10 protein-coding genes and 1 pseudogene are annotated in these 10975 nt (G+C 57.0%); 5 read left to right on the top strand and 6 right to left on the bottom strand.

Features of this window, described 5'->3' with window-relative positions:
* Positions 1-122 (top strand): annotated as a pseudogene (locus KHU33_RS26595) (outer membrane lipoprotein chaperone LolA); the annotation flags it as partial.
* Between the two features lie 23 nt (positions 123-145).
* Here KHU33_RS26595 and fdxA read toward each other — a convergent pair.
* On the bottom strand, positions 146-478 hold the full coding sequence (gene fdxA / locus KHU33_RS24140; RefSeq protein ID WP_211467731.1) for a ferredoxin FdxA: 333 nt from the start codon (positions 476-478) through the stop codon (positions 146-148).
* 253 nt (positions 479-731) lie between these two features.
* Between fdxA and KHU33_RS24135 the strand changes: the two genes are divergently transcribed.
* A complete protein-coding gene (locus KHU33_RS24135; RefSeq protein WP_211467729.1) occupies positions 732-2039 on the top strand; it encodes a replication-associated recombination protein A in 1308 nt (435 codons plus the stop codon).
* 65 nt (positions 2040-2104) lie between these two features.
* Here the strand turns inward: KHU33_RS24135 and KHU33_RS24130 are convergent, their stop codons facing one another.
* Genes KHU33_RS24130 through KHU33_RS24110 form a run of 5 tightly spaced genes read right to left on the bottom strand, consistent with a single transcriptional unit; the run spans position 2105 to position 6533 of the window.
* Entirely contained in the window at positions 2105-2851 is a 747-nt protein-coding gene (locus tag KHU33_RS24130) for an aspartate/glutamate racemase family protein (RefSeq protein ID WP_211467727.1), read from the bottom strand.
* Between the two features lie 37 nt (positions 2852-2888).
* Positions 2889-4175, bottom strand: coding sequence for an NAD(P)/FAD-dependent oxidoreductase (locus tag KHU33_RS24125; protein WP_211467725.1), 1287 nt, complete (start codon positions 4173-4175; stop codon positions 2889-2891).
* 45 nt (positions 4176-4220) lie between these two features.
* Positions 4221-4991: an amino acid ABC transporter ATP-binding protein gene (locus KHU33_RS24120; protein ID WP_329956120.1), complete on the bottom strand. Its 771-nt coding sequence runs from the start codon at positions 4989-4991 to the stop codon at positions 4221-4223.
* 2 nt (positions 4992-4993) lie between these two features.
* On the bottom strand, positions 4994-5662 hold the full coding sequence (locus tag KHU33_RS24115) for an amino acid ABC transporter permease (protein WP_211467723.1): 669 nt from the start codon (positions 5660-5662) through the stop codon (positions 4994-4996).
* 34 nt (positions 5663-5696) lie between these two features.
* Positions 5697-6533, bottom strand: a complete 837-nt coding sequence (locus KHU33_RS24110) for a transporter substrate-binding domain-containing protein (RefSeq protein WP_211467721.1) — start codon at positions 6531-6533, stop codon at positions 5697-5699.
* Positions 6534-6908: 375 nt separating this feature from the next.
* On the opposite strand from KHU33_RS24110, the gene KHU33_RS24105 reads away from it, so the two are divergent.
* The 3 genes from KHU33_RS24105 to KHU33_RS24095 all read left to right on the top strand — a co-directional run bounded on the left by KHU33_RS24105 (position 6909) and on the right by KHU33_RS24095 (position 10848).
* Positions 6909-7535 carry a helix-turn-helix domain-containing protein gene (locus KHU33_RS24105; RefSeq protein WP_211467719.1) on the top strand — a complete coding sequence of 209 codons (627 nt, stop codon included), beginning with the start codon at positions 6909-6911 and terminating at the stop codon, positions 7533-7535.
* Positions 7536-7715: 180 nt separating this feature from the next.
* On the top strand, positions 7716-9104 hold the full coding sequence (locus tag KHU33_RS24100) for an aminopeptidase P family protein (RefSeq protein WP_211467717.1): 1389 nt from the start codon (positions 7716-7718) through the stop codon (positions 9102-9104).
* Positions 9105-9240: 136 nt separating this feature from the next.
* Positions 9241-10848: an ABC transporter substrate-binding protein gene (locus KHU33_RS24095; RefSeq protein WP_329956119.1), complete on the top strand. Its 1608-nt coding sequence runs from the start codon at positions 9241-9243 to the stop codon at positions 10846-10848.
* The last annotated feature ends 127 nt before the right edge of the window (positions 10849-10975 follow it).

Here is a 10975-nt window from a genome sequence, read left to right as displayed (position 1 = left end):
TGCGTGATTCGTTTGGCCAGGTATCGCTGCTGACATTCAAAAATTTCGTCAAGAATCCGCCGCTGCCGGCTGGGCAGTTCAAGTTTGTGGTGCCGAAGGGCGCCGACGTTTTCAGTAATTGAGCGACTATTGAACGACTGAGCGCTCAGGCCAGTTTCAGGAATTCCAGCTTGTTGGCGACTTCGCGCCAGGTTTCGTGATCGGGCAAGGGTGCTTGCGAGCGGGTGATCGGCTTCCAGTCGGGATGAGCCGCCAGACGGGCGTTGATTTCGATGAAATGGCGTTGCTCGTCGGGCAGGTCGATTTCGTTGTAGATCGCGCCGACCGGACATTCTGGCACGCACATCGAGCAGTCGATGCAGTTTTCCGGAACGATCACCAGGAAATTCGGCCCTTGCCGGAAACAGTCCATAGGGCAGACCTCGACACAGTCGGTGTATTTGCAACGGATGCAGGAATCGGTGACGACAAAGGGCATGGTCTGGCGGCGAGTGTGCTGGTCAAAATCGACAGGGATTCTCTCACAATTGCCGTCTTTGCGCAGAGAGCCGCCGCCAATGGAGTTGTCGCCATGTCGTCCCCGCGAACGCGGGGATCCATTTTACGGTCAACCTGGATTCCCGCGTTCGCGGGAATGACGGCGCTTCTAGAATAATTTGTGCGTTCTTATTTAAGACGGTTTATCGTTTTTCATTTCATCAACAAAGACTATTTTTCACCGAACCATCCCTATGTCCGATCTCTTCAAAGTAGAACCCACCCCGCCACTAGCCGAAGCCCTGCGTCCGGCCACCCTGGACGAGGTGATAGGGCAGAGTCATTTGCTGGGGCCGGGCAAGCCGCTGCGGCTGGCGTTTGAATCAGGCAAGCCGCATTCCATGATCTTGTGGGGGCCGCCGGGTGTCGGCAAGACCACGCTGGCGCGTTTGACGGCGAACGCCTTCGATTGCGAATTCATCCCGCTGTCGGCGGTGTTCTCCGGCGTCAAGGATATCCGGGCGGCGATGGAGCAGGCGCAGCAATATCTGGCGCAAGGCAAGCATACGATTTTGTTCGTCGATGAAATCCACCGCTTCAACAAATCGCAGCAAGACGCCTTGCTGCCGTATGCGGAATCGGGCCTGGTGACCTTCATCGGCGCCACCACCGAAAATCCTTCGTTTGAAGTCAATTCCGCTTTGCTGTCGCGGGCGCAAGTGTATGTGCTGCAGGCGCTGAGCGAGGATGAACTGAAGCGCTTGCTGGCGCGCGCGCAAGAGCGGGTGTTGTCGCATCTGCAGTTTGACGATGCCGCCGTCGATACCCTGATCGGTTATGCCGACGGCGACGCGCGCCGATTGCTCAACTTGCTGGAGCAAAGCGGCAGCGCCATCAAAGCTTCCGGCGTGACGCAGGTGACTGCCGAATTTCTGGAAAATGCGCTGACCTTGAATGCGCGCCGTTTCGACAAGGGCGGCGATAATTTTTACGATCAGATTTCAGCCCTGCACAAATCGGTGCGCGGTTCCAGCCCGGACGGTGCGCTGTACTGGTTGTGCCGCATGCTGGACGGCGGCGCCGATCCTAAATATCTGTCGCGGCGGATTGTCCGCATGGCCTGGGAAGATATCGGCCTGGCCGATCCGCGCGCGATGCAGATTGCGACCGACGCCGCCGCTACTTACGAACGGCTGGGTTCGCCGGAGGGGGAGCTGGCGCTGGGGCAGGCGGTGATTTATCTGGCGGTGGCGGCCAAGAGCAACGCCGGTTACAACGCCTTCAATCAAGCCATGGCGTTTGTCAAAAAAGACAAGTCGCGAGAAGTGCCGGTGCATCTGAGAAATGCGCCGACCAAGCTGATGAAGGAGCTCGGCTACGGCCATGAGTATCGCTACGCGCATGACGAGCCGCATGCCTATGCCGCCGGCGAAACCTATTTGCCGGACGGTATCGGCGATCCCGGCTGGTACCAGCCGGTGCCGCGCGGAGTGGAGGCCAAGATTGCCGAGAAAATGCAATTCTTGAGAAGTCTCGACGATAGCGCCAACAACGACAAATGACGGCTAAATACAAGCAGGCCTGAAGTTACGCTCTTGCGTTACAGGAAAAATTCTCATCGGCCAGGTCACAGATAACCATGCGCAAAGCCGGGCGACACCACTGCGGAGTGCAGCAGATTGACGACGTGATAGATGCCGAAGATGGGCAGGCCGGTGGCGGCTTGCACGGCTCTCGCATACGGTTGCAGGTTGGTGCATTCGAACAGGAACGCGCCCAAATCAGGCGTTTCAGCCAGCATTGCCTGGCATACGTCCACGACTTCGCGTCTGGTTTGGTCGACGTCAAGGGCGTAATCGGGATCGTTGCTGGTGCCCAGAATGGTTCTGAAAGACGGACTCGACTCCATGCCTCGCACCAGCAGTCGCCAGCCGGGTTCGATACCGGCAGCGCGCAGGTGGTCGTCTGACAGGCTTTGTGCATCGGCGGTGACTACGCCGATGCTGCGATTCGGTCCGAGCATGCGGCGCAGCATCGGCAGCAGGAACAGGCTTGAGGTAATGACGGGAATCTTCACCGCCTCGGCAATTTCGTCCTGGACTACGGTAAGAAAACCGCAGGTAGTGGTGATGGCGCGCACGCCGTCGTTTTCCAGTTCCCTGGCAGCTTCGATAAATGCCGGCAATAGCGCGCGCGCCCGGTCAGGGGCCGCAACGATCTGCTCAGGTTTTGCTCCAGGCACGACTTTATATCGCACCGGAAAGTCAAATGTGGTGGAATTGCCGACGTCACCGGGGATTCTCGGGAATTTCGTGTCCAGCACAAGAATGCCGACACTTTCTCCATATATAGCGCGTCCGCCGCGAATGATCATGCTGTCTCCTGAGATCGATGCAAGTTTTAGTTTGAAGTCACCGGAACCGCTTCGCCGCATAAGGCGCTGGATCGATAACCGGGGCACGGCCGGAGATGAAATCAGCCACCAGCCGGCCGGAAACCGGCCCCGACGCCAGGCCGATATGGCCATGTCCGAAAGCGTGAATCACATCCTGGCAGCCGGATGCCGGCCCCAGCACCGGGCGGCCATCGGTGGTTGAAGGACGATGGCCCATCCAGCGCTGGATGACGGCTGTCTTGATGACCGAAGCGAGCGCCGGATAGGTTGCCACAGCATGACGTAAAAGGGTTTCGGCGCGGTTCCAGTCCGGCGCCGTCTGCGTTCTGGTCAGTTCCACTTGTCCGGCAATGCGCAGGCCGGTCAAGGTCGATGTATTGCCGGTCTTGGCGTCAGCCGGCATTACTGGCACTGCCAGCTTGACTGGCGAATTTTCTATGACGACATGATAGCCGCGCTCGCTCTCCATGATGATCTTGTCGCCGGCTGACTTGGCCAAAATCTTGGAGTGAATCCCGGCGGCGATGACGGCGCGGTCACAGGCCAGTTCACCGCTGTCGGTAAGGACGGCGCGCAAGCGGCCGCTTTGCAGGTCGAATCCGGTAGCTCTGGCGCGGTGCAGCGAGGCTCCCTGCGCAAGCGCGTGGCGCACCAGCGCCGCCACATAGGCGCCCGGGTCGGCACAGTGCGCACCTTGCTCCACCAGAATGGCGAATTGGTATTTTCGGTCGAGTTCGGGGACCAGTTGCTGGATTGCCGGTGCGTCCAGCTCCTGCCAACTCACTCCATTGTCGCGGCGTAGACGCCAGGCCAGCGCTTCCGCCTCGAAGGCGGCGCGGTCAGGATAGGCGTACAGCAGCCCGCTGTTCACAATCAGCTCCGCTACCCCGGCTTCTTGCGCCAATGCGCGGTGGCGGCTTGGCGCATCGCGGAGCAGGGCCGATAGCGCACGGGCGGTGGCTTCGACGCGGGCCACGCTGGCGCCGGCCCAGATGAACCTGATCAGCCAGGGCAGGAGTGCTGGCAGTGCGCTCCAACGGATTGTCAAGGGACTGTTTTTATCGAAAAGATACTTGGGTATTTTTTTCCACAAACCTGGCATGGAAACCGGCACCACCGAAGCCGGGCTCAGCCATGCCGCGTTGCCGTAGCTGGCGGCTTGTGCGCCGCCTGGTTCGCCCGGGTCAAGCAGTGTCACAGCGTGGCCGTCGCGCAGCAATTCGATGGCGCAGGCGGCGCCGACAATACCCGCACCGATGACTACCACGCGCAAAGCATCGGACCGGCTGTTTTTTGAATTCAAGCTGTTTCCTTCTAATTCGGAAGAGGGCCGGGGGTATTACCCAGTTTATTGCATACTGTTTTTGAAGCGCGACAGGAAACTGCGCGTAGCTTCTTTCTGCGGATTGTCGATGACGATATCCGGCGGCCCGCACTCGACCACCACGCCGTCGCGCATGAAAATCACCTGATCGGCCACTTCTCTGGCAAAGGCTATTTCATGCGTCACCAGGATCATGGTCATGCCTTCCGCCGCCAGCGAGCGTATGACGTTCAGCACTTCGCCCACCAGTTCCGGATCCAGTGCGGAAGTGGCTTCGTCGAACAGCATCACCGCCGGTTTCATGGCCAAGGCCCTGGCAATCGCGACCCGTTGCTTTTGTCCCCCCGACAGCATGCTTGGATAGGCGTCTGCGCGATCGCTCAAGCCAACCCGTTGCAGCAGGGCGTCGGCGACGCTGCGCGCCTCCTGCTTCGGCGTCTTGAGCACCGTGACCATGCCTTCCATGACATTCTGCTGCACGGTCATGTGCGGGAAAAGGTTGAAGTGCTGGAAAACCATGCCGGTCCTGGAACGGAATTTTGCCAAGTCCCGCGCTTTCGGCAGCGTCGTGTTTTTGCCGTCGAACGTGATCGACTGGCCACCGACATCGACAATGCCGCCATCCGGTATCGTCAGGAGATTTATGCAACGCAGTAAAGTCGACTTGCCGGATCCTGACGGGCCGATCATCGCCACCACAGAGCCCTTGCTGATCTGTAATGAGATATCCTTCAAGACGACGTTATCGCCAAAACATTTCTTCAGATTCTGGATTGAAATCATTTCACTGCCCATTGCTAAGCTCCCCGCCCATCAGACATTTTTACCTCAAGCCGCTTGGCCAAGATGGTTGCCGGCAGCAGAATCGCAAAATACACGGCGGCGATCAGCGAGTAGATTTCCAGAGGCCGGTAGGTATCGTGGGCGATGATCTGTCCTTGATAGAGCAGGTCGGGGACTGCCAGCACCGATAGCAGCGAGGTGTTTTTCAACTGCATGATGGATTGGCTGACCAGGGGCGGCGTCATCCGCTTGAATGCTTGCGGCAGTACCACGCGCCGCATCAGCTGGAAGTGCGTCATTCCCAGCGCCATGCCAGCTTCCGATTGCCCGGGGTCGATTGAAATCACGCCGCCGCGGATGATTTCGGAATAGAAGGCGCCGCCATATAAGGTCAACGCCAGCACTGCCGCCATGCCCGGCGTCAGTTCGATGCCGGTCAAGATCGGCAGCGCGTAGTAAAACCAGATCAGCTGCACCAGTACCGGCGTGCATCTGAACAGTTCTACGTAAGCCCGAAACGGTCCGGATATGTAGACCTTCGGCGACAGCCGGCACAGGCCCGCAATAAGACCAACCAACAGCCCCAGTATGACGACGATGACGGTATACCCTACTGTGTAGCCAAAGCCTATGAAAATGATGTTCCGGTACTGCCAAAGCGTATGAAAATCCCACTGGTACATGCCTTCTCCTCAACTTGACTCAGCTTAACTCAGCTTAAAAATGAACTTGGGATGGAAAAGCGGTTGGCGGCACGCCGACCAGGGTTTGCATGTTGGAGATGATCGTGCTTTTCACTTTTCCTGAGGCCCTGGCTTCTTCCAGCCAGGCATTGACGGCCTTGGTGAAAGTCTGGTCGGATTGTTTGCGGATGCCGACATTGGTCGGACTGGTTTCGTCGGGGGAGGGGAATACGATATGGCCGATGTTCGGCAGCTTGGTCAGCAGCGCGGTCGACAGAAGAATCACCAGCACCTGGCAATCGACCCGGCCTGATTGCAGCGCCATGGTGGCGGCGGCGGAAGTTTCAAAGCGCAGGATATTCGCCTTTGGCAAGATCCTGGTAACCAGCTGGTCGTGGCTCGAACCGACATCGACCGCCACCTTGACGTTAGGCGAGTTGAGCTGTTCCCAGCGTTCAAAATTGAAACCCTTCTTGGCGACTACCGTGTTGTAGTTCTGGAAAATCGGATTGGAAAAATCAACTACTTCGCGCCGCGCCGGGGTGGGCGCCATGCCAAGCTGGCAATCGATTTTATTGGTCTGCACATCCAGCACGGCGTTGCCCCAGGTTGTTTCAACCCATTCAACTTCGGCTTTCAGATACTTGGCAAGATCGCGCCCCAGGTCCACCATGAAGCCACGCCATTCTCCGGTCGCCAGGTCCTTGGTGAAATACGGCGAGGCGCCGTTAATCGCTCCCAAGCGCAGCTTGCCGGTACGCTTGATCCTGGCGGCTGTCGACTCCGGTTCTTGGGAAAATACCGAGCCGACTGCTGCCAATGAGCCAACGGCAATGGTTTGAGCGATGAAATTGCGTCGATTGATGTGCATGTCTGTCTTCTTGAGTGTGGATTGGTCGGGAGGGGGGATCTTTAACCTCTGAAAATACTCGGTTTGAAGCGTAAAGTCACCCGAAAATGCATCTGCCGGCCGTCATTCCTAAGCAAGATTAAGGCCTGCTGTCGATTCAGGCTTGTCCCAGGTTCTAAACTAATCTGAAAAAGTTGCTTGACTCAAATTTTAGTGTGACTATAATTTCCGACGCCTGACCGACGAAGTCGCCCATGTAATGGCGGCTGCGGTGATAACGCTAAATATTAAATATTAAAAAGTTACTCTTGAATTAACGCGATCAAGATCGCGTGCTTCGATTTGGATGTAATCAAGACCAGTGCCAGAGCCAAATACAGGCCGGAGACAGAAACAATGGAAATGCCACAGCTGGGGAGGTCGATCCGCGCGCGGCGTCATGCTATCAAGAAGACGCTGGTGCAAGTCGCGGCTGAAACCGGATTGACCGCAGGATTTATTTCGCAGCTTGAGCGTGGCCAGACCAGCCCCTCGATCACCTCGCTAGTGGTGATCGCCAAAGCGCTGGGCGTGGCGATTGGCGACCTGATCAAACAACCTGCGCAATTGCGGCCAGACACCTATCGCAGCCAGCGACAACCGTATTCGGTGGCAAGCGGCCGCGTCAAATACGAACGACTATCGACGGTATTCCCCGGCAGCCAGGTGCATTCGGTGAAGTTCACCATGCCATCCGGCTATAAATCGGAAATGGTCTCGCACGAAGGCGATGAAATGATCTTTGTGCTGAGCGGACAGATCGGCTACACGGTAGGTAAAGACAGTTATGTGCTCAATGTCGGCGACAGCTTGCATTTCGATGCGAATATCCCGCATAGCATTGAATCGCTGCCGCACGAAAACGAGGTGGCCGAGGTGATCTGGGTCGGCACCGTGGCGCTGTTTGACGGCCCGCGATCGCCGCTATCCGAGGAGCGGGAGCAATTACAGGAACAATTATTGCGCGGGACCGAATTTTTTTGAGACAGCGGCCGACGCTCCTCAGTGCGTGGCATGATTTTTGCACTTGAGAAACTGGTGTTGGCGCTCGGCGTGAAGTTGAACAATGATGTCAGTAATGACAGCAGAATGGAGCAGGGATGGAGCAAGCGATGGATCAAATCATAATCAAGCAAATGTGCCATATGTCCCATATGGAGCACCATGTTTAAGCCCGCCGTCTACGCGCAACGCCGGCGCCAGCTGAAACAGCGCTTTTCTTCCGGCCTGCTGCTGTTGCCCGGCAATACCGATGTCTCCATGAACTATCTGCATAACCATTACTGGTTTCGTCAGGATTCATCGTTTTCTTATTTCTTCGGTTTGAACCAGCCGGATCTGGCGGCGCTGATCGATATCGATGCCGATAGCGAAATCCTGTTCGGCGACGATCCTGGCCTCGACGATGTGATCTGGGTCGGCCCACAAACTTCTTTTGCGCAGCGCGCCGAGACGGTGGGCATCGCAGCGGTGCAGCCGTACCGGCAACTCGCCGAAGTGCTGGCGCAAGCGCGTCGCCAAGGCCGCACGATTCATTACTTGCCGCCGTATCGCGGCGAAACCGTGATCGAACTGGCCAGCCTGCTGGCATGCACGCCAGAGCAATGCAAGGCCGGCGCTTCCGAAAGCCTGATGGCAGCCGTGATTGCCTTGCGAGAAATCAAGGAAGCGGAAGAAATCGAAGAAATCGAAAACGCCCTGAGCATCACGCGCGACATGCATATCGCCGCCATGCGGCTGGCCAAGGCAGATGTCTTTGAATACCAGGTGGTGGCGGCGATGGAGGGCATCATGCGCAGCCACGATCTGCAAAACGCCTATCCGATGATTTTTTCCCGCAGCGGCGAGATTTTGCACAACCGCGATCACAAGAATCGTTTGCAGGCGGGCGACCTGGTAGTGAACGATTCCGGCGCTTCCAGCGCTTTGGGTTATGCCAGCGACATCACGCGCACCTTCCCGGTCGGCGGCCGTTTCAGCGAACGCCAGCGCAGCCTGTATGAAATCGTGCTGGCCGCGCAGCAGCTGGCGATTGCCGCCATGCGGCCGGATGTCTCCTACTTGGAGGTCCACAAGCAGGCCGCCGGCCACATGGTTGCGGCCATGTCCAAACTTGGATTTTTTTATGGCAGCCCGGAGCAGGTGGTTGAATCCGGCGCCTACGCCATCTGTTTCCCGCATGGCCTGGGCCACCAGATGGGTCTGGACGTGCACGATATGGAAGGCTTGGGCGAGACGCGTGTTGGTTACGACGCCAGCGTCAGCCGCAGCGAACTGTTCGGCCTGCGCAATCTGCGCCTGGCAAAGCCTTTGCGCGCAGGCATGGTGGTGACGGTGGAGCCGGGCATATATTTCATTCCGGCCCTGATTCAGCGCTGGCAGGCGGAGGCACGCCACAGCACCTTGATCAACTATGAAAAATTTGCCGAGTACATGGATTTTGGCGGCATCCGCATCGAAGACGATGTGCTGGTGACCAGCACAGGAGCAAGAGTGCTGGGGCCGGCGATTCCTAAAACCTGTGCCGAGATCGAGGCTTCGATGTCGGCCTGAAGTAAGTGGCGATGTTGCAAGCGGATATTGCAAGTGACGATAGGCGTTGTACATTCGCGGTACATTCAAACGTGTAATGACCTTGTGAGTTGTTGTTAAATAGATCAGCTTCACCATAACCTAAAGAAAGAGACCTATGATGAAAAGAAAAACGATTGCCAAGGCTGCGCTGCTCGCCGTCTTGTGCGCCACAGCCGGTTATGCGACAGCGGCCAAGACCCTGGTGTTTTGCTCGGAAGGCAGCCCGGAAGGTTTTAACCCTCAGTTGTACACCACCGGCACCACCTTCGATGCGTCGTCGGTGCCTATGTATAACCGCCTGGTCGAATTCGAACTGGGCACCACCAAGATACTTCCCGGCCTGGCAGAATCCTGGACCGTTTCCGACGATGGCTTGACTTATACCTTCAAGCTGCGCAAGGGCGTCAAGTTCCATAGCAGCGCAAAATTCAAGCCGACCCGCGATTTCAACGCCGACGACGTGCTGTTCTCGTTCAATCGCATGGGCGACCCCAATCATCCCTTCCATAAGCTGGCCGCCGGCCAGAGTTTCGGTTACTACCTCGACATGGGCATGGACAAGATCGTCGACAAGGTTGAGAAAACCGACGACAGCACGGTGGTCTTCAAGCTGAAGCATCCGGAAGCAGCGTTTATCGCCAACCTGGGCATGGATTTCGCCTCTATCCTGTCGGCCGAATATGCCGACGCCATGAAGAAGACCGGCACGCCGGAAGTGATCGACCGCGAGCCGATCGGCACCGGTCCGTTCCAGTTCGTGTCCTACCAAAAAGACGCGGTGATCCGCTACAAGGCATTCGATGCCTACTGGGACGGCCGCCCCAAGCTGGACAGCCTGATTTACGCCATCACGCCTGATGCTTCGGTACGCTACGCCAAGCTCAAGGCTAACGAGTGCCAGGTCATGGCTTTCCCGAAACCGGCTGACATCGAGCTGATGAAAACGGATCCGTCGATCAAGATGATGACCAAGGAAGGCTTGAACATCGGCTACATCTCGTTCAATGTCGAGAAGAAGCCGTTCGATAACAAGCTGGTGCGCCAGGCGTTGAACATGGCGGTGGACAAGCAAACCATCCTGAAGACGGTTTACCAAGGTGCGGGCCAGGCAGCAAAGAATCCGATTCCACCAACCCTGTGGGGCTACAACGACAAGATCAAGGACTACGTCTACGATCCGGTCAAGGCCAAGGAATTGCTGAGCAAGGCTGGCTATCCAAATGGCGTTGAAGTGGAAATGTGGTATCTGCCGGTGACCCGTCCCTACAATCCGGACGGCAAGCGCATGGCTGAACTGATCCAGGCTGACTGGGCAAAAATCGGCGTCAAGACCAAGCTCACCACCTACGAATGGACTGAATACCTGAAGCGCAGCAAGCAGGGCGATCAGCATTCGATGATGTTCGGCTGGTCTGGCGACAATGGCGATCCGGATAATTTCTTCGCACCTTTGCTGAGTTGCGAAGGCGTCAAAGGCGGCGGCAATACGGCGCGCTGGTGCAACAAGGATTACGAAGCGCTGATCCAGAAAGCCAAGCTGACGCCGAAGCAGGATGAACGCGCCAAGCTGTATGAACAGGCACAGGTCATCTTGCATGAAGAAGCGCCTTGGATCGATCTGGCGCACTCGGTCCGCTTCACGCCGGTGCGTAAAGAAGTAGTCGGCTTCAAGATGGCGGTGTTTGCCCATCATCACTTTGAAAAGGTCGACCTGGCCAAGTAAGCCATGGTTTGTTTTTTTTGATCTTAGGCCGCTGCTACCTTGGGTAGGAGCGGCTTAAATTTACCGATATAAATCGATGACAGCACTACTGCTGTCATCTTCCTTCGAACAGGTAACGCCAATGTTT

This window comes from Collimonas silvisoli, assembly GCF_018305005.1.
In the GTDB taxonomy this organism is placed as follows: Bacteria; Pseudomonadota; Gammaproteobacteria; order Burkholderiales; family Burkholderiaceae_D; genus Collimonas; species Collimonas silvisoli.
The sequence above is the reverse complement of the archived record's forward strand: the minus strand, read 5'-3'. Positions and strand labels throughout refer to the sequence as shown.